This is a genomic window from Micromonospora sp. NPDC047762 (genome assembly GCF_043204655.1).
Classification (GTDB): domain Bacteria; phylum Actinomycetota; class Actinomycetes; order Mycobacteriales; family Micromonosporaceae; genus Micromonospora.
In genome coordinates, this window is record NZ_JBIDCQ010000008.1 from 105,122 (window position 1) to 124,111 (window position 18,990).

The window sequence follows — 18,990 nt, forward strand, 5'->3', positions numbered from 1 at the left end:
GCGGGGCTGCGGGGCTGCGGGGCTGCGGGGCTGCGGGGCTGCGGGGCTGCGGGGCTGCGGGGCTGCGGGGCTGCGGGGCTGCGGGGCTGCGGGGCTGCGGGGCAGCCGGGCAGCGCGAGTGGGCGGGCGCGGGCGCGGCGAGGCGCGGGTCAGCCGGCGGTGGCGGTGGCCAGCTTGAGGCTGAAGGCCAGGAACAGGGCTGCCACGGCGGTGGTGCCGCCGGCCGCCAGGCGGCGGCGTTGGCGGAACTGGGCGGCCAGGAAGGTGCCCGCGAAGATCAACGCGGTCAGGTAGAGCACGCTGGTCACCTGCGCGATCAGCCCGAGCAGCAGGAACGACAGCGCCGGCCACGCGTAACCGGGGTCGACGAACTGGATGAAGAACGAGATGAAGAACAGGATCGCCTTCGGGTTCAGCAGGCTGATCACCAGCGCCTTGCGGAACGGGCTGCGCATCGCCGCCGGCTCCGCGGCGTCGATGAGCCGCGGCGTGCTGGGGTCGTTGCGGTCGCGCCAGCGCCGCACGGCGCCGAGCAGCATGGTCACCCCGACATAACCGAGGTACGCGGCACCGGCGTACTTGATCACCATGAACAGCGGCGGATACGCCTTGAGCAGCGACGCCACCCCGGCGGCGGAGAGGAACATCAGCACCCCGTCGCCGACGAACACTCCACCGGCGGCCCGGTAGCCGACCGCGACGCCCCGTTTGGCCGCGGTGGAGAGCACGAAGAGTGAGTTCGGCCCGGGCAGCAGGATGATGGCCACGGTGCCCAGCACGTACGTCCAGATGTCGGTGATTCCCAGCACGCCCGCCATCATCACGCCACCGGTGCCGTCCGCAGAAGTCTTTCTCGCAGCCTGGCCTGTGCGTTCGGCCACTCGTCGACGGTCATCGCGTACTGCACGGTGTCCCGCCAGGAGCCGTCGGGGCGTTGCCGGTGCATCCGCAGCACCCCCTCCCGGGTTGCTCCGAGCCGTTCGATGGCCGCCTGGGAGCGAACGTTGCGGATGTCGGTGTGCCAGGCGACCCGTACCGCGCCCAGGTCGTCGAAGGCCCGGCCGAGCAGCAGCAGCTTCGCCTCGGTGTTGATCCCGGTACGCCACCAGGGCCGGCCGAGGAAGGTGTGCCCGATGGCCACCGCCCGCCGCTGGGGGTCGATGTCGTAGTAGGAGGTGCTGCCCACCACCGCCCCGGTCGCCGCGCACCGCTGCACCCAGGCCACCCGCTCGCCCTGGTGCTGGGCGGCCAGGGCGGTGCCGATCACCTCGGCGGTTTCGGCGGGGACGGTGGGCGGCGCGACGCTGAGGTGCCGCCACACGACAGGGTCCGCAGTGGCGGCGTGCAACTCGTCGGTGTGGGCCAGTTCCAGCGGCTCCAGCCGAACGTGCTCGCCGCGCAGCGGCACCGGGTCGTGCCAGGGCGTGCGGGGCGTCCGCAGGTACGCCGGCAGCGGCGCGGTGACTCCGGAGTCCGGCTCGGGTGCCCCGGCGGTCAGTCGCAGCGGCAGCACGCCGGCCCAGTGCGGCAGGTCCAGGTCGGCCTCGTCCTCGCGGACCCCGCCGGTGCGGGCCCGTACGGACACCTCGCGCAGTGGCAGCGCCAGTACGGCGGTCTCGGCCACTTCGCGACGGCTGGGCGGACGAGTGGCGGTGCTGCGTCCCGGGCCGACCTTCTCGACCAGCGCGGTGAGCATGGCGAGCTTCTCCCGCTCGTCGGTGACCAGTCGGGCGGTGCCGTGCGCGACGACCGAGCGGTAGTTGGCGCTGTGGTGGAACTGGGAGCGGGCGTAGACCAGCCCGTCGAGAATCGTCACCGCGACGCAGACCGGCAACCCGTCGTCGCCCCGGGCGGCGAGCAGCGGCCGACTGCCGGTGGAGCCGTGCAGGTAGAGCGTGTCGCCGATGCGGACGTGCAGGGTGGGCAGCACCCGTGGCTGGCCGTCGACGGTGAAGCTGAGCGCGCAGTCGTACGCCTCGTCGAGCACGGCGTGGGCGGCGGCCTGGTCGTAGCTCATCTTGTCGCGGGAGCGGTGGGGTGTGGTCCGGGCGGTGGGTGGATACATGCGCTCGCCCCTTTGTTCTAGTACAATCTCTTATTTGTGTCAGCACAGTATCAGCTCACCGGTACGACAGCCGTCGAGATTTCGGCCAGCATCGAGTCGGGCATCCGTACCGGCGCCCTGTCACCGGGAGCCGCCCTGCCCCCCGTTCGGGCTCTCGCCACCGAGTTGGGTGTCAGCCCCGCCACCGTCGCCCGCGCCTACCAGGAGCTACGCCAGCGCGGCCTGCTCGCCACCGCTGGTCGGCACGGCACCCGGGTGCGCCCCCGCCCGCCGGTGGCCGCCCGTCGCTCCGCGCTGCGTCCCCCACCGTTGCCCGGCGCCCGGGACCTGTCCCGCGGTGAACCCGACCCCCGTCTGCTGCCCCCGCTGGGCCCGCACCTGGCGGCGCTCGCCAGCGAGAACGGCCCGTCTGTCGGCTACTCCGACGCCGGGGTCCTGCCCGAACTGGCCGAGACGGCCCGCGCCCGGCTGCGTGCCGACGGCGTACCGGCCGGGGAGTTGACCCTGACCGGCGGTGCGCTGGACGGCATCGAGCGGTTGCTCGGCGCCCACCTGCGCCCCGGCGACGCGGTGGCGGTCGAGGACCCGGGCTGGGCCAACCTGCTCGACCTCGTCGCCGCGCTGGGCCTGCGCCCGATCGGCGTACCAGTGGACGACGAGGGGCCGGTGGTCGCCGGCGTGGCAGCGGCGCTCGCCGCCGGAGCGCGGGCGCTGATCGTCACCAGTCGGGCGCAGAATCCGACCGGTGCCGCCGTCTCCGCGGACCGCGCGGAGGCGCTGCGGACGCTACTCGCCGGCCGACGGGACCTGCTGTTGATCGAGGACGACCACGCTGCCGAACTGGCCCTCGTACCCCTGCACCCGCTCGCCGGTGCGACAGCGAGTTGGGCCTTCCTCCGCTCGGTGAGCAAGCCCTTCGGCCCGGACCTGCGGCTGGCGGTGCTGGTCGGCGACGAGACAACTGTGGCCCGGGTGAGCGGTCGTACCCGGGTCGGTGCAGGCTGGGTCTCCACAGTGCTGCAACGTCTGGTGCTCGCCCTCTGGCGGGACCCGACGGTCACCGAGTTGGTGCAGCGGGCGGCGCAGAGCTACGAGCAGCGCCGCGAGGGGCTGCTCGCCGCTCTGGCCGAACGCGGCCTGACCGCACACGGTCGCAGCGGCATCAACGTCTGGCTGCCGGTCGCGGACGAGACCAGCACTGTGACAGCGCTCCGCGACGCCGGCTGGGCGGTGGCCCCCGGCGCGCTCTACCGCATCGCCGCCCCGCCGGCCCTGCGTATCACCGTCAGTTCCCTGGACACCGCCGACCTGGCCCCGCTGGCCGCCGCCCTGACCCACGCCGAAAACCCACCCCCCACCCAAGGCTTCCCCACCTGACCCCCACCCCCGAGCCCGCGCCCCCGCCCCGCCCGCACCCCGCGACCGCGATCTTGCAGTTTCGGTTGGCGAAATGTCGGGCCTGTGGGGGTTGGCCTGCGCAGAAAGTGCAAGATCGCGGGGATTCGGGACGGCGGGGACGGGTATGCGGGCGCCCGGAGGTGGGGGACATGGCTTCTGGTGGGGCTCGTAAGGGGATCTGGATCGCCATCGCGGTGGCGATCATCATCATCGTCATCGTGCTGATCGCGATCGCGTCCGGCGGCGACGGCGGCGGAAACGGGTACTGACGCATCGCGGCCGGGGCGTATCCGGCGGTGAGCATCGAACGGGTATATAACAGTCGGCATGGCCGAGCAGACCGGGAGTGCTCCGGGCGCCCAGCGGTTCATCCCGCCCGACGCCGACACCATCGACGACCTGCGCACCGCCGCGGGCGGCTGCCGGGGCTGCGAGCTGCACCGGGACGCCTCGCAGACGGTCTTCGGCCGGGGTGACGAGAGCGCCCGCGTGGTGCTCGTCGGCGAGCAGCCCGGCGACATGGAGGACCAGAAGGGGCTGCCCTTCGTCGGCCCGGCCGGACGCCTGCTGCGCCGCGCGGTCGACGACGCCGGGCTGGACCCGGGCCACCTTTACCTGACAAATGCCGTAAAGCATTTTCGTTTTGAGCTGCGCGGCAAGCGGCGGATCCACCAGACCCCGGACCAGGCGCACATCACCGCCTGCCGCCCCTGGCTGGTCGCCGAGTTCGCCCGACTGCGTCCGGAGGTCGTGGTGGTGCTCGGCGCGACCGCCGCCAAGGCGCTGCTCGGCCCGTCCTTCCGGGTCACCCGCCAGCGGGGCGAGCTGCTGCCCTGGCCGGAGTCGGCCCAGCACCCCGCGGACTTCGAGCAGGTGCCGGTGGACAACGCCGGAAAGCGGGCCGACGCGCCGCAGGCTCGGCTGTTGGCCACCATCCACCCGTCCGCCGTCCTGCGGGCCGACGACCAGGACAAGGCGTACGAGGGGCTGGTCGCCGACCTCACCGTCGTCACCCGCGCCCTGCCTGCCTAGCCGGCGACCAGGGCCCACCGCGGCCCGAGCTGGCGACCAGGGCTCACCACGGCCCACGGACGGCCCACCACGGCTAACGCCGGCGACCGCAGCCGCCCCGGCCCGAACCGGCGGAAATTGCCGCCCGGGTCGCGTGCCGAGGCGATACCCGCCGGAAACGGCGATGCGTGAACCGCGTAACAGATCCTCTGCAGACTCATGCGAGTCGATCTTGTAGGGGAGGCCGTTATGAGCGATCAGACGCAGTCGATGGTCAGCCGGCGTGGGTTCCTGCGTACGGTCGGAATCAGCGGTGGTGCCGGAGCGATGCTCGCCACGATGGGCGCCATGGGGCTGGCCCCCAGCGCAGCGGCCTCGGTCACCCCGGCATTCCGGCCGCCGGAACCCTCCGACTTCACTCTCAGCGGGCGGTCGGGCGCCAGCGTGGTCGTGCTCGGCGGCGGCATCGCCGGGCTCACCACGGCGTACGAGTTGGGCAAGGCCGGCTATCACTGCACCGTCCTGGAGGCGCGGCACCGAGCCGGTGGGCGGAACCTGACCATTCGGGGCGGCGACGTCGAGACCGACCTCGACGGACGCACCCAGCGGGCCGGCTTCTCCGACGGGGTCTACTTCAACGCCGGGCCGGGCCGCATTGCACAGTGGATGGTCACGATGGACTACTGCCGGGAACTCGGCGTACCCATCGAGGTCTTCACCAACCAGAACGCCGACGCCTGGATCTACAACGAGTCCGCCGGGATGACCGAGCCGGTCCGGTACCGCACCGCCAAGGCCGACGTGTACGGCTACGTCTCGGAGCTGCTCGCCAAGGCCACCGACCAGGGCGCGCTGGATGCCCGGCTCACCACCGAGGACCGTGACCGGCTGCTGTCGTTCCTGCAGAGCTTCGGCGCGATCGGCGGACGGACCAGCGACTGGGCGTACACCGGGACCAACCGTCGCGGCTTCTCCGCGTATCCCGGTGCGGGTAACGACGTGGGGAGTCCGCTCGGTGCGCCGCCGGCGCTCGCCGACGTGTTCGCCAGCAACATCGGCCGGTACTTCTCCTTCGAGTTCGGCTACGACCAGGCCATGCTGATGTTCCAGCCGGTCGGCGGGATGGACCAGATCCCCCGAGCCCTGGCCCGCGCGGTGGGCCCGCACCGGATCCGACTCAACGCCGAGGTCACCGGGGTGACCGACCGGGGCAGCCGGGTCGAGGTGACCTATCGGCAGGGCGGCCGGCAGTCGCAGGTCACCGCCGACTACTGCGTGGCGGCCCTACCGCCGCACCTGATGGCCCGGGTGCCGCACAATCTCGGCACGGCGGTGACCGCGGCCCTGGCCGATTTTCCGGTCACCGCCTCCGGGAAGATCGGCCTGGAATACCGCAGCCGCTGGTGGGAGACCGATCAGCGGATCTACGGCGGCATCACCGAGACCGACCTGGACCTGTCGCACATCTGGTACCCGTCCTACGGCTTCCACGGCAAGCGCGGCCTGGTGGTCGGGTACTACAACACCGGGGCGAACGCCAGGGCGTACAGCGGGCTCACGCCGGAGCAGCGCAGCGAGCGCGCGATCAGCCAGGGTGTGAAGATCCACGGTGACAAGTACCGCAGTGAGCTGGTCACCTCGTACTCCCACGCCTGGGACCGGACCCGCTACATCGAGGGCGCCTGGACGTCGCCCCGGTACGGCACGGCCGGCTACAACCTGCTGCTCCAGCCGGCCGGGCGGGTCTACTTCGCCGGGGACTGGCTCAGCCACGAGGTGGCCTGGCAGCACGGCGCGTTCGTCGCGGCGCGTTCGGCGGTCTCCGCACTGCACCAGCGGGTGATGGCGGGCTGACCCTGAGCTGTCCAGATCTTGGACAGTTTCCGTCAGCGGATGACGGAAACTGTCCAAGATTGACGGTGCTTCGCGGATCGAGTGGCTGGGTAACCGGTGTCGATGGACGTTGACAACGGGGAGCGTCGGGTGGGTGTGGCCGCCGGGCGCCGCGGGAGATGGAAGCGGTTCTTCGAGCGGGCGCCCGGCTTGCAGCTCATGGCCGTCTACTGGGTGCCGATGACGGTGCTCATCGGGCTGCCGGTGCGCTGGCTCCTCGACCGGCAGGAGCCGCTGGTCGAGGCCGTGCTGAACGGTGCGCTGAACCTCGTCTGGGTCGGCCCCGCCGTGTACTTCAGTCGGTGGAGCGCGGGCGAGCAGGTCGCCCGGCGCGATCCGGAGGGGTACGCGCTGCGCCAGGCAGTGCACACCAGCGCCGTGCCCGCGGACGAGGCCACGCGGGCCGCACTGCCCCGCTATCTGGTCGAGCAGCGGCGAGCCACCTGGGCGGCGCTGCTGGCCATCCTGGGCATCTGCCTCGGGCTGGTCCTGCTCGCTCTGCTCGCCGCCGACAACGAGGGCTTCGCGGTGATCTTCGGTGTGGTCGCCGCCGTCAGTGTGGTCGTCGCCGCGCGCACCCTGACCCGGATCCGTCGGCTGGCATCCCTGCTGGCCGCGCCCAGCCCACCACAACCGCGCGGGTAGGACCCGCCCGCCGCCCGCCGCCCGCCGCCCGCCGCCCGCCGCCCGCCGCCCGCCGGGAACCGGCTGTCGGTTCGGCTGTCGGCAAAACCCACTGCCGCTGGTAGGTGTGGGTGCGCGAGGATGAGCCACCCCTTCCGACAGGAGCGCCGATGGCGACCGACCTGACCGCGCCGCGTACCGTCGCCCGACCCGACGTCGCGTCGATCCAGCGGCGTACGCTGCGGCTGCTCTTCACCACCCAGATCATCGGCGGGATCGGCGTGACCATCGGCATCGCCGTGGGCGCGCTGCTCGCGGCACGGATCGCCGGGACCGCGGTGGCCGGTGTCGCGCAGAGCGCCGGGGTGGTCGGTGCCGCGCTGCTCGCCGTCCCGGTCACCCGGATCATGGCGCGGCACGGCCGCCGGCCGGGCCTGGTGCTGGCGTACGCGATCGGCGCCGTCGGTGGCCTGCTGGTGGTGCTGGCCGCGGCCACCCGCTGGGTGCCGCTGCTCTTCCTCGGCATGCTGCTCTTCGGCGGGGGCACCGCGGCGAACCTCCAGGCCCGCTACACGGCCGTGGACCTCGCCGAGCCGGTCCGCCGGGGGCGGCAGCTCTCCCTGATCGTCTGGGCCACCACCATCGGTGCGGTGGCCGCGCCGAACTTCGCCGCGCTGGCCGACCGCGTCACCACCGGCTGGGGGTTGCCCCCGTTGGCCGGCCCGTTCGCGTTCAGCGCGGCCGCGTTCGTGCTGGCTGCCGTCGTACTCCTCGGGTTGCTCCGGCCCGACCCGCTGCTCACGGCGCGGCGGCTCGCGGCGGCCGACGCACCGGCCGCCGATCTGCCGCCGGCCGCCGACGCGACGGCGACCGCTGTGGCGGCCGAGGCGCCGGCGGCGGGTGGCGGCGCGACGCCGGCCGCCGCGCCGGTCAAGGTGCGCGTGCCGCGCGGCGCCGGAATGCGTGCGGCCTGGTCGGTGGTACGCGGACAGCCCGCCGCCCGACTCGGCATCGCCGCCGTGGCGGTGGGTCACCTGGTGATGGTGGCGGTGATGGCGATGACTCCGGTCCGGCTCGGTGAGTCGCACGCCGACGCCGACGTGTTGCGGCTGGTCGGCATCGTGCTGAGCCTGCACATCGCCGGCATGTACGCGTTCTCCCCGGTGGTGGGTTGGCTCACCGACCGGCTCGGTCGACGGGCGGTGATCCTCGGTGGGGTGGGGCTGCTGCTGGCCGCCTGCGCGGTCGCCGGCACCGCCGGGCACCACACGCCTCGGCTCTCGGTCGGCCTGGTTCTGCTCGGGTTGGGCTGGTCGGGGACGATGGTGGCCGGCTCGACCCTGCTGTCCGAGTCGGTGGCGGCCGCCGTGCGGCCGAGCGTCCAGGGGCTGTCCGACCTGATCATGGGGTTGGCCGGGGCCGGGGCTGCCGTGGTCAGCGGGTTTGTCATGCAGTTCGCCGGTTATCCCGTGCTCACCCTGCTCGCGGCGGTCGCGGCGGCGCCCCTGGTGGCGCTAGCGTTGCGCCCGGTGCCGACCGGGGCGCCGGACGAGGAGGGCTGATCACTGTGCGGCTGACCGACTTCTGGACGCGGCTGGACGAGGCGTTCGGGCCCGGCTACGCGGCCAGCATCGCCCGCGATCAGGTGCTGTCCCAGCTCGGCGGGCGGACCATCGAGCAGGCCCTCGCATCGGGGGAGCAGACGCACGTGGTGTGGCGGGCGGTTTGTGCCGCATACCCCGACCGGGTGCCCGCGCGACTACGCTGAGCAGCCTTTTTGCCGGTTCCGCGTGTCGCTTGTCGAGTCGTACACCTGTTCGGCTATTGTCCACAGCGGGGTGCTCGTCCACAGCTCGCGGCCCGTCGGCTGGTTTTCTGTCGGACCTAGCGCCTAGCGTGTCCGCGTGACGCGAAGCTCAGCAAAGACGCCGGCGAAGGCAGGGGTGGCAACCATGGCAGCAGGGCCTGACCGGGAGAAGGCACTCGACCTTGCTCTCGCTCAGATTGACAAGCAATTTGGCAAGGGCTCGGTGATGCGGCTGGGTGATCGGCCGGTCATCCAGACCGCGATCATTCCGACCGGCTCCATCGCGCTCGACGTGGCCCTCGGCATTGGCGGCCTGCCCCGTGGCCGGGTGGTCGAGATCTACGGTCCCGAGTCCAGCGGTAAGACCACTGTGGCACTGCACGCGGTGGCCAACGCCCAGCGCAACGGCGGCATCGCCGCCTTCATCGACGCCGAGCACGCGCTCGACCCGGAGTACGCGAAGGCCCTCGGCGTCGACACCGACGCGATGCTGGTCTCCCAGCCGGACACCGGCGAGCAGGCGCTGGAGATCGCGGACATGCTGATCCGCTCCGGCGCTCTGGACATCATCGTGATCGACTCGGTGGCGGCCCTGGTGCCACGCGCCGAGATCGAGGGCGAGATGGGCGACAGCCACGTGGGCCTCCAGGCCCGGCTGATGAGCCAGGCGCTCCGGAAGATCACCGGTGTGCTCAGCAACACCGGCACCACGGCGATCTTCATCAACCAGCTGCGGGAAAAGATCGGTGTCATGTTCGGCAGCCCGGAGACCACCACTGGTGGTCGGGCGCTGAAGTTCTACGCCTCGGTCCGGCTCGACGTGCGACGCATCGAGAGCCTCAAGGACGGCACCGACGTGGTCGGTAACCGCACCCGGGTCAAGGTCGTGAAGAACAAGGTCGCCGCGCCGTTCAAGCAGGCCGAGTTCGACATCATGTACGGCAAGGGCATCTCGCGTGAGGGCTCGCTGATCGACGTCGGCGTGGAGCAGGCGATCATCCGCAAGTCCGGAGCGTGGTACACGTACGACGGCGACCAGCTCGGCCAGGGCAAGGAGAAGGCCCGGGAGTTCCTGAAGGAAAACCCGGACGTGGCCGCCGAGATCGAGAAGAAGATCCTGGAGAAGCTCGGCGTCGGGGTCGGTGCGGGTGACGCCGCCGGTGGCCCGGAGCTGCCGCCGGTCGACTTCTGACCGGTCGCTGACCCATGGCAGGACGACGCGCTCGTACGGGGCGGGGCTGGGATGCCAGTCCGCCTCGTACGGGCGACGCCACCGATGCACCCCGCCCTCGCCGAGGCCGCCGGGGTCGGTCCGAGGAGGCCGACTCCGTCGAGTCTCCGGCCCCTCCCCGCGACGAGTCCGAGGTGGCCCGCGAGATCTGTCTGCGCCAGCTTGCCGTCCGGCCCCGCACCCGGGCCGAGCTGGCCGGGGCGTTGGCGAAGCGGGGCATCTCCGAGGAGGTCTCGGCCGAGGTGCTCGACCGGTACGACGAGGTCGGCATCATCGACGACGCCGCGTTCGCCCGGGCCTGGGTGTCCAGCCGGCACACCGGGCGCGGCCTCGCTCGCCGGGCACTCGCCAACGAGCTGCGCCGCAAGGGCGTGGATGGCGAGGTGGCCACCGAGGCGCTGGGTGAGCTGGACGAGGAGACCGAGGCGGACACCGCCCGTGGCCTGGTGGAGCGCAAGCTGCGCACCGCCCGAGGCGAGCCGGACGCGGTCTTCCGCCGGCTGGTGGGCATGCTGGCCCGCAAGGGTTACCCGCCCGGTGTGGCCATCCGGGCGGTGAAGGACGCGCTCGCCGCGCAGAGCGCCGAGGCGGCCGAGTTCGCCGAGCAGATCGACGCCGACGCGCTCGCCGACGCCGAGGGTGAGTTGGAGCGCGACAACCGTCTGGTCGAGTGAGCGGTCCGCTGCGACTTCCCGATGGAGGTGCGGGCCCGATGTTGAAGGCATGTCTGAACGGCGGGCACGGCCGGGAGGCACATCCGGCCGTGCCGCTGACGGCGGCGGAGCTGGCCGCCGACGCGGCCCGTTGCGCGGCGCTCGGCGTGGCGGCCGTCCATGTCCATCCCCGGGACGAGGCCGGTGCCGAGTCGCTGCGGCCGGCGGTGATCGCCGGCGCGCTGACCGCGATCCGGGCCGCTCGGCCGGGGCTGCCGGTCGGGGTGAGCACCGGGGCCTGGATCTCGCCGGATCCGGCTGCCCGCGTGGCCGCCGTCCGGGCCTGGCCGGTGCTGCCCGACTTCGCCTCGGTCAACGCGCACGAGCCCGGCGCCGAGGCGGTCGCGGCTGCCCTGCACGAGCGTGGTGTGCTCGTCGAGGCAGGGCTGTGGACGCTCGACGCGGTCGCGGCGTACCGGCGGTGGCGGGTGCCGGCCGGGCGGGTTCTGGTCGAGTGCATGGCCGAGGACGTGGCTGTCGCGTTGGCCGACGCCTCCCGGATTCTCGCAGCGCTGCCGGCGGGCGCGCCGTCGGTGTTGCTGCACGGCGAGGGTCCGGCGACCTGGCCGGTCCTCGCCGAGGCGGTGCGCCGGGGTCTGGACACCCGAATCGGGCTCGAGGACACCCTGTGCCTGCCGGACGGCTCACCCGCAGGGGGCAACGCGGCACTGGTCGTCGCGGCGGTGGCGGGCGGAGCCGGCTGACGTCTGGTGAGACGGTTCCGTCACACCTCGCTTGTCGTCGGCCGCGTCCGACAGCCGGCTGGACGGCGCTGAGCAGGCCCGACACGTCAAGGCCTGGGCACGCCTCGCGGAGTTTGTCCCTTCCTGTCCGCCGAGATATCAGCGCGCGGTGACGGTTCAACTTCTCTCCGTTCGGGGGGTTTGATCATGAGTCCTTGACCAGAACACCCCCGGAGACCTAGCCTCGCCATACAGGCTCACATTGCCCGACCAGCGCAGGCTAAGCGCACAACATAGATCGCGTAACAGAACAGCATCACTTTGGCCGACTCCGCGGCCTTTGGCGGCAGTTCCGGACAGGCCGGTCCGGAACGCTGCGACAACTGCACCCGGTCGCCGACGCTGCCCCACGGGCACCGCCGGCGGAGAAAGCTACCCACGGCCAGCCGCTCCGGTCGGGCGTCCACAGCCGCAGGAGTGTGCCCCCGGCACGGTCGCTGCGGTCTCGACGTTAGGGGAGGCGGCCATGGCGGGGCGGCGGCACAGGTTCAGCGGTAGACCCGACGGGGTCCCGGCATGAACGCGTTCGATGTCGTGCTCCTCGCGGCCGTCCTCGTCCTCGCGGTGGTGGTGATCGGGGCCGTGCTGGTCGGCATCCGGACACTGCGCCGGATGGGCGCCGCGCCGGCTCCGGAGGATCCCGCCTTCATCGCCGAGAAGGACCGCCAGGAGCAGTCGCTGGCCGCCCTACGGACCGCGGCCGATGAGGCGAACAGCACGATCGACGTGGCGAAGTCAGCGGCCGCGGCGGCCCGTACCGAGGCGGCGGCTGCGAAGGCCGAGGCGAAGGCGGCCCGCGCCGAGGCACGGCGGGTCCTCGACGACGCCCGAGCCGAGGCGGACACCGTTCTGGAGCGCGCCCACAAGCAGGCCGAGGCGGACGCCGAACAGTTGCGGACGGCGGCCCGGCGCAGCGGCGAGCGGGAGGTCGCCGTACTCGCCGCCACCACCCGGGAACAGGCCGCCGAGGTGGAACGTCGGGCAGCTCGGATGGACGAGCGGGAGCGGATGCACACCGAGGAGGTGGAGCGGTTCGCCGAGCGGGAGCGGCAGCTCACCGCCGCGAAGGCCGCCCTCGCCGCCCGGGAGGCCGCGCTCGCCCAGCGCGAGGCCGAGCTGGCCGAGTCGGAGGAGCTGCGCCGCCGGGAGCTGGAGCGGATCGCCGGGCTCACCGCCGACTCCGCGCGTCTGGAACTGGTCGACGCCATCGAGACGTCTGCCAAGCGGGAAGCGGCGCTGCTCGTGCGGGACATCGAGTCCGACGCGCGCAACACGGCCGAGCAGCGCGCCAGGCACATCGTGGTGGACGCGATCCAGCGGGTCGCCAGCGAGCAGACCGCGGAGAGCGTGGTCAGCGTCCTGCACCTCCCCGGTGACGAGATGAAGGGGCGGATCATCGGCCGGGAAGGGCGCAACATCCGCGCCTTCGAGTCGGTGACCGGCGTCAACCTGATCATCGACGACACCCCCGAGGCGGTGCTGCTCTCCTGCTTCGACCCGGTTCGTCGCGAGGTGGGTCGGGTGACTCTGGAGAAGCTGGTCCTGGACGGGCGTATCCACCCGCACCGGATCGAGGAGGTCTACGACCTGGCCCGGCAGGAGGTGGAGCAGCTCTGCCTCCGGGCCGCCGAGGACGCCCTTGTCGAAGTCGGCATCACCGAGATCCACCCGGAGCTGGTGACCCTGCTCGGTCGGCTGCGTTACCGCACCTCATACGGGCAGAACGTGCTCAAGCACCTGGTCGAGACCGCCCACATCGCCGGCATCATGGCCGCCGAGCTGCGGTTGGACGTGCCGATCATCAAACGGTCGGCGTTCCTGCACGACATCGGCAAGGCGCTCACCCACGAGGTGGAGGGCAGCCACGCCATCATCGGCGCGGACCTGGCCCGCAAGTACGGCGAGCACGAGGACGTGGTGCACGCCATCGAGGCGCACCACAACGAGGTGCCCCCGCAGACCATCGAGGCCGTGCTCACCCAGGCTTCCGACGCCTGCTCGGGTGGTCGGCCGGGCGCGCGCCGGGAAAGCCTGGAGGCGTACGTCAAGCGGCTGGAGCGGATCGAGGAGATCGCGGCCGGCAAGCTCGGCGTGGACAGGGTCTTCGCCATGCAGGCCGGCCGCGAGATCCGGGTGATGGTCAAGCCGGACGACGTGGACGACATCGGGGCGGCCGTGCTGGCCCGCGACGTGGCCAAGCAGATCGAGGAGGAGCTGACCTACCCGGGTCAGATCCGGGTCACAGTGGTCCGCGAGTCCCGGGTCACCGAGATCGCCCGCTGAGTCGGGCCGGCAGCGCTCGCCGAGCGGATACCGACAGATGACCGAAGGCCGCCCCGAACTGCTCGGGGCGGCCTTCGGGCCTTCTGATCGGTGTGACGTGGCTCAGACGCCCCCGCCGCCTCCGCCCGCGCCCTCGGCCTGGGACATCAGGGCCGCCGGCGGCGGGTTCTGCGCCGGGGTGCCGGCGGTCTTGCGGCCCCGGGCGAGCCGCCTTTGGACGTACTGAGCGAGCTTCGACAGCGAGTAGTTCACCACGATGAAGAGCGCGGCGATCACGACGTAGACCTGGATCGGGTTGCCCAGCACGCCGATGATCTGTTTGCCGATGTTCAGCGTCTCCTCGTAGCTGATGATGAACCCCAGCGAGGTGTCCTTGAGCACCACGACAAGCTGGCTGATCAGTGCCGGCAGCATGATCCGGAAGGCCTGCGGCAGCAGGATCATCCGGGTGGTCTGGGTCGGGGAGAGCCCGATGGCGGCAGCGGCCTCCGCCTGGCCGCCCGGCAGCCCCTCCATGCCGGAGCGGAGGATCTCGCCGATCACCACCGAGTTGTAGATGGTGAGGCCGATGACCAGGTACCAGAGGTTGTCGAAGTACAGGCCGAACTCGGGGAAGCCGCGGGCCACGAAGAAGATGGTGAGCACGACGGGCAGGCCGCGGAACACCTCGACGCAGACGCGGGTGATCGCCGACAGCACCGCGCTCAGCCCGCGCAGCAGGTACGCCAGCGGCGTCGCCGCGCCGACGAACCGCCGTCGGGTCAGGCTCTTGAGCTGGATCCGCAGGACGGCGAGCAGCGTTCCGACCACCAGCGAAGCCACGATGGCCAGCGCCGCCGCGAACAGGGTGTTCTTGAAGCCGAGGCCGATCCGATCCCAGACCTGGGAGAAGTTCTCGTTGGAGGGATCGACCAGCGGCCCCCACAACTCCAGCGAGAACTGGCCCTTGTCCTCCAGTGGCCGGTAGATCAGGAAGTACGCCCCGATCAGCAGGACCACGCTGGCGACCAGGCTGCTGATGAGGGTGATCCGCCGCTGGCGGGGGCCGGGAACGTCGTACAGGACGCTGGTCTGCCGGGTCATCGTGCCACCGCCTGTCGCTTCTCCAGCCGGTCCAGCAGGGCGCCGAGCGGCACTGTCATGATCAGATATCCGATCGAGATGCCGATGGCGACGGGGATGAAGGCGTAGCCCTCGGCCGAGGTGAGCTGATCGGCGCTCTGCGACAAATCACCGACCACCCCGAAGAAGCCGACCAGCGCCGAGTTCTTGATCATCGCAATGATCACGGAGCCGAGCGGCACCACGGAGGCCTTCCAGGACTGGGGCAGAACCACGTGCCGCAGGTTCTGGCCGAAGGTCAACCCGATTGAGCGGGCGGCCTCCGCCTGTCCGGGTGGGACCGCGTTCACCCCCGAGCGCAGCGCCTCGCAGACGAACGCGGCGGTATACAGCACGAGGGCGATCAGCGCGAACCGAAAATACGGAAGATCGGTGCCGAGGCGGGTGAACAGCGAGTCGAGCACCGGGACGCGGAGGAAGTCCGCGTTGGAGCCGAGCGCCGGCAGGCCGAACGCCGCGAAGAACATCACCACGGTCAGCGGCATGTTGCGGAAGACGTTCACGTAGCCGGTGCCGAGCGCGCGGAGAGGCGGCACCGGTGAGATGCGCAGCACCGCCACGATGGCGCCCAGGACGAGGGCGCCGATCGCGGCGAGGACGCAGATCTGGAGGGTGAGCCAGAAACCACCCGCAAAGACGTCGAACTTGTCGATGAGCACGTTCACGGGTCGGCGTTCCTCCCCACCCTCCAGATCGAAGGATCAGATCAGTAGCGGTTGATGGTCGGCGGCGTGCCCAGCGTGGCGCCGAACTTGCCGGCGGTCTCGTCCCAGGCGCTCTTCCAGCGACCGTCCGTGAAGATCTTCTCGAGCAGGTCGTTGATGAAGGTACGGAAGGCGGTGTCGTCCTTCTTGACACCGATGCCGTACGGCTCCTTGGTGAAGTTGTCGGTGGCCATCTTGAACGACGCCTCGTCCTTGGCGATGTAGCCGAGCAGGATCACGTTGTCAGTGGTGACCGCGTCTACCTGCTTGCCCTTGAGCGCGTCCCGGCACTTGTCGTACGTGTCGAAGAGCACCAGCTGGCTGCCGACGTCCTTGACGTACTTCTTGATCTCCTCGGCCGGCGTGGAGCCAGTGACCGAGCAGACCTTCTTGCTGCCGTCCTTGAACGAGTCCGGCCCGGTGATCGCCGCGTCGTCCTTGCGGACCATGATGTTCTGGCCAGCCTCGTAGTACGGACCGGCGAAGGAGATTTTCTCCTTGCGCTCGTCCTTGATCGTGTAAGTGGCGGCGACCAGGTCGACCGTGCCGTTTACGATCACGTCTTCGCGCACCTTGGAGGGCGTCTCCACCCACTCGATCTTGTCCTCGGGGATGCCGAGTTCCTTGACGACGATCTTGGCGATCTCGACGTCGAAGCCCTCCGGCTTGCCCGACAGGCCCTTCTGACCGAAGCCCGGCTGGTCGAACTTGGTGCCGACCTTGATCTTCTGGGCCTTGTTCAGCTTCTCCATGGTGCTGCCGGCGGCGAAGGACTTGCTGCCGGCGCCGGTGCCCTCCCCGCCGTCGTCGCCACCACAGGCGGTGAGGCCGAGCGCCAGAGCGGCGACCGCGGCGACTGCCGCAACGCGCTTGATACGCATACTCTTCTCCTTCTTCAACGGAGCCCACCGAGTACGGCGCGCTCCACTACGGACGCCTAGTGCGTGAGGATCTTGGAGAGGAAGTCTCGGGCCCGCTCACTGCGCGGATTCGCGAAGAACTCCGTCGGTGGGGCGTCCTCGACCAGCTGCCCGTCGGCCATGAAGATGACCCGGTTCGCCGCGTGCCGGGCGAAGCCCATCTCGTGGGTCACCACGACCATCGTCATGCCGTCGCTCGCCAGCGAGGTCATCACGTCGAGCACCTCGCCGACCATCTCCGGGTCCAAGGCGCTGGTCGGCTCGTCGAAGAGCATCGCCTTGGGCTGCATGGCCAGCGCTCGGGCGATTGCCGCCCGCTGCTGCTGGCCGCCGGAGAGTTGGGCTGGGAACTTGTCCGCCTGGTTGGCGATGCCAACCCGGTCGAGCAGAGCCAGGCCGCGCTCGCGGGCGGCGGCCGGCTTCTCCTTGCGGACCTTGATCGGGCCGAGGGTGACGTTCTCCAGGATGGTCTTGTGTGCGAAGAGGTTGAAGGACTGGAAGACCATGCCGACCTCGCTGCGTAGCTTGGCGAGGGGTTTGCCCTCGGCTGGCAGCGGCTGGCCGTCGAAGGTGATGGTGCCCGAGTTGATCGGTTCCAGTCGGTTGATCGTGCGGCACAGCGTCGACTTGCCGGAGCCGGACGGGCCGATCACCACGACCACCTCGCCCCGCCCCACCGACAGTGAGACGTCGTCCAGCACGTGCAGCGGCCCGAACCACTTGTTGACCGCGTCCAGCACGATGAGCGGTTCGCCCGTCGTCACGTCGTCCACCGTCCCCTGTCGTCTCCCGGATCGGGGTCGGTTGACCCCCGGTGCGGCCACTGTAGGCGGCCTGAAGTGGCGAAGTGCAACTCGGTTGGTCACGGAGCGGTAACACCACGCGTGGTCTGAGCGCAAGCTGTCGTGACGCATTTAGTTCACAATGGCGACACCTATCGCTCGACGACAATGAGATATCACGGCTGGAGGTTCTGGCAATGCAGGAACGGAGTTCCCTTTTGCGGGCTTCGCCCCGAACCGCGCCGTGTTGTCTCGGCCGGATCACGGGCGGCTTTACGTGGTGATAGCGTCTTGCGGTAGATCCGATAGTCAAGTATTTTATATCGACATCCACCTATTTATTGTTTTTGGAGGTTGTCGGGATGATTCGCATTGCGCCCGATGGGGCGCGGCTTGACATCGATCTTCCTCAAGAATTCGGCAAACCGGACTGGGTGTGTGTGACGCGTATTTCCGGTGTGCGCGTCCAGCGGGATTTCCACGTGACGGCAGTCGGCCAGTACCAGGTGATTCAGAAGAAGATGATGCCAGGCGCATCCAAGCGCGTCTTCGCCCGTAAGGGATACGACGTCCACCTGTACGAGGCGGCCGACCGCTCCGACAGCTGCCTGGTCTGGGTTGGCCCCTACCACGAGGCGACCACCTGGTTCGGAGCCGCCGCTCCGCGGTCCGAACTGCTCGCCTCCCTCATCAACTCGATCCATTTCGAGGACTCGGAGAACGGCGCCCAGGTCAGGCCCAGCGTCCCGCAGATGAGTCAGCAGCATGGGACGCTCGTCGCGGCCTGGAGCGAGTGGGCGTTCCTCTGCATCCGTCCCGCCGAGGAGGCCGCCGCGGTCCTGCCGGAGTGGCGAGGGCTGGTGCGCGACGATCAGGAGATCTGGCGGAGCGACCGTGGCCTTGAGGGTGCCGAGGGCGAGCGCTTGGCCGGCACGGCTTATCAGTGGCGGTATGTCGTCGCCGGCCCGCAGACGGTGACCGAGTTGACCTTCCACCCGCCGGGGAGCCCGCTTCGCCCCCAGGCGCTCTCCGACGATCCCGATCGTCGGGCGTCGGCTGTGCTCGACGGACTCCGTGCCACCTGGGCCGGGTAGTGGCTCTCTCGCTGCCAGCCGCGCTGGCCCTGCTCGCGATACTCGTCGCAGTGTTCGCCCTTGTCGCGGTCGCCGGGGTCTACTCCCGGCTCAGGCAGGTCGAACAAGTGATCGCCGATCTGACGGTCGGCGGAGGCCGGCGGGACACCCTGCCCGCACCGCTGCGGCCGCAGCCCGGGGAGTCCGCCACGGTCCTGTTGACCCTCGACGGGGAGTGCCCCATCTGCCACCGACTCGCCAAGGCGGTGGAGGAGGAGTTGGCGACTGCCGCTTGGGCCGGGCTGCGTGTGGTGCGGGTCTTCAGCAGCATCGACGCCAGGGACCGGCATCCGGATGTGGTCGCCATGGAGACCGTGGCGGATCCGGACGTCTGGGCGGCGGTCTACGAGGGATACAACCCCACGCTCTCCGTCGTCAATGCCGCTGGCGAAGTGATCTTCCGGCGTTTTGTCTACGCCGACACGAACCTGACCGAACTTCTTGCCGAGGCGAGCGCCGTGGGCCTCGCGCAGGGCAAGCGTGCACCCTCCCGGGAGGCAGTATGAATCTCAGCGTCATTCCGTCCGCCGATGACATGCCTGCCGACGCCGTCTCGAGCGT

18 protein-coding genes are annotated in these 18,990 nt (G+C 70.6%); 12 read left to right on the plus strand and 6 right to left on the minus strand.

From position 1 onward, the window contains the following. Positions 1-149 precede the first annotated feature (149 nt). Positions 150-821, minus strand: a complete 672-nt coding sequence (leuE, locus tag ACGF3C_RS23825; RefSeq protein ID WP_357234420.1) for a leucine efflux protein LeuE — start codon at positions 819-821, stop codon at positions 150-152. Continuing rightward, positions 821-2,065 carry a bifunctional pyridoxamine 5'-phosphate oxidase family protein/GNAT family N-acetyltransferase gene (locus ACGF3C_RS23830; protein WP_393225275.1) on the minus strand — a complete coding sequence of 415 codons (1,245 nt, stop codon included), beginning with the start codon at positions 2,063-2,065 and terminating at the stop codon, positions 821-823. Before ACGF3C_RS23830 ends, leuE begins: the two co-directional genes overlap by 1 nt. Positions 2,066-2,101: 36 nt before the next feature. Between ACGF3C_RS23830 and ACGF3C_RS23835 the strand changes: the two genes are divergently transcribed. The 10 genes from ACGF3C_RS23835 to rny all read left to right on the plus strand — a co-directional run bounded on the left by ACGF3C_RS23835 (position 2,102) and on the right by rny (position 13,768). After that, on the plus strand, positions 2,102-3,442 hold the full coding sequence (locus ACGF3C_RS23835; protein ID WP_393225278.1) for an aminotransferase class I/II-fold pyridoxal phosphate-dependent enzyme: 1,341 nt from the start codon (positions 2,102-2,104) through the stop codon (positions 3,440-3,442). Positions 3,443-3,790: 348 nt separating this feature from the next. Beyond that, complete coding sequence (locus ACGF3C_RS23840; protein WP_393225281.1) at positions 3,791-4,495, plus strand: UdgX family uracil-DNA binding protein; 705 nt, start codon at positions 3,791-3,793, stop codon at positions 4,493-4,495. A gap of 228 nt (positions 4,496-4,723) precedes the next feature. Continuing rightward, the gene (locus ACGF3C_RS23845) at positions 4,724-6,328 is read left to right on the plus strand and encodes an FAD-dependent oxidoreductase (RefSeq protein WP_357223680.1); all 1,605 of its coding nucleotides are present in this window, start codon (positions 4,724-4,726) and stop codon (positions 6,326-6,328) included. A gap of 102 nt (positions 6,329-6,430) precedes the next feature. Then, the gene (locus tag ACGF3C_RS23850; RefSeq protein WP_393225284.1) at positions 6,431-7,012 is read left to right on the plus strand and encodes a hypothetical protein; all 582 of its coding nucleotides are present in this window, start codon (positions 6,431-6,433) and stop codon (positions 7,010-7,012) included. A 149-nt stretch (positions 7,013-7,161) separates the two neighbouring features. Continuing rightward, positions 7,162-8,553 (plus strand): MFS transporter, encoded by a 1,392-nt coding sequence (locus ACGF3C_RS23855; protein ID WP_357223674.1) that lies wholly within the window; start codon positions 7,162-7,164, stop codon positions 8,551-8,553. A gap of 5 nt (positions 8,554-8,558) precedes the next feature. After that, a complete protein-coding gene (locus ACGF3C_RS23860; RefSeq protein ID WP_030489422.1) occupies positions 8,559-8,759 on the plus strand; it encodes a DUF3046 domain-containing protein in 201 nt (66 codons plus the stop codon). Between the two features lie 184 nt (positions 8,760-8,943). Further along, on the plus strand, positions 8,944-9,990 hold the full coding sequence (gene recA / locus ACGF3C_RS23865) for a recombinase RecA (RefSeq protein WP_124778261.1): 1,047 nt from the start codon (positions 8,944-8,946) through the stop codon (positions 9,988-9,990). Positions 9,991-10,004: 14 nt separating this feature from the next. Next, the gene (locus ACGF3C_RS23870) at positions 10,005-10,703 is read left to right on the plus strand and encodes a regulatory protein RecX (RefSeq protein ID WP_357223672.1); all 699 of its coding nucleotides are present in this window, start codon (positions 10,005-10,007) and stop codon (positions 10,701-10,703) included. A gap of 38 nt (positions 10,704-10,741) precedes the next feature. Then, complete coding sequence (locus ACGF3C_RS23875) at positions 10,742-11,446, plus strand: 3-keto-5-aminohexanoate cleavage protein (protein WP_393225289.1); 705 nt, start codon at positions 10,742-10,744, stop codon at positions 11,444-11,446. Positions 11,447-12,001: 555 nt separating this feature from the next. Beyond that, positions 12,002-13,768, plus strand: coding sequence for a ribonuclease Y (gene rny / locus ACGF3C_RS23880; protein WP_357223666.1), 1,767 nt, complete (start codon positions 12,002-12,004; stop codon positions 13,766-13,768). A gap of 102 nt (positions 13,769-13,870) precedes the next feature. Here rny and ACGF3C_RS23885 read toward each other — a convergent pair whose 3' ends face one another. From ACGF3C_RS23885 to ACGF3C_RS23900, 4 genes are read right to left on the minus strand one after another with little or no spacing between them, the layout of a single operon-like run. Beyond that, a complete protein-coding gene (locus ACGF3C_RS23885; RefSeq protein WP_357208133.1) occupies positions 13,871-14,851 on the minus strand; it encodes an amino acid ABC transporter permease in 981 nt (326 codons plus the stop codon). Further along, on the minus strand, positions 14,848-15,555 hold the full coding sequence (locus tag ACGF3C_RS23890) for an amino acid ABC transporter permease (protein WP_357208135.1): 708 nt from the start codon (positions 15,553-15,555) through the stop codon (positions 14,848-14,850). Before ACGF3C_RS23890 ends, ACGF3C_RS23885 begins: the two co-directional genes overlap by 4 nt. Before the next feature lie 41 nt (positions 15,556-15,596). Continuing rightward, on the minus strand, positions 15,597-16,475 hold the full coding sequence (locus tag ACGF3C_RS23895; RefSeq protein ID WP_357223663.1) for a glutamate ABC transporter substrate-binding protein: 879 nt from the start codon (positions 16,473-16,475) through the stop codon (positions 15,597-15,599). Positions 16,476-16,531: 56 nt separating this feature from the next. Further along, complete coding sequence (locus ACGF3C_RS23900; protein ID WP_357223660.1) at positions 16,532-17,287, minus strand: amino acid ABC transporter ATP-binding protein; 756 nt, start codon at positions 17,285-17,287, stop codon at positions 16,532-16,534. Positions 17,288-17,778: 491 nt separating this feature from the next. On the opposite strand from ACGF3C_RS23900, the gene ACGF3C_RS23905 reads away from it, so the two are divergent. Both ACGF3C_RS23905 and ACGF3C_RS23910 read left to right on the plus strand, forming a co-directional pair. Further along, on the plus strand, positions 17,779-18,390 hold the full coding sequence (locus tag ACGF3C_RS23905; protein ID WP_393225294.1) for a hypothetical protein: 612 nt from the start codon (positions 17,779-17,781) through the stop codon (positions 18,388-18,390). 50 nt (positions 18,391-18,440) lie between these two features. Next, on the plus strand, positions 18,441-18,935 hold the full coding sequence (locus ACGF3C_RS23910) for a hypothetical protein (RefSeq protein ID WP_393225296.1): 495 nt from the start codon (positions 18,441-18,443) through the stop codon (positions 18,933-18,935). Positions 18,936-18,990: the final 55 nt, after the last annotated feature.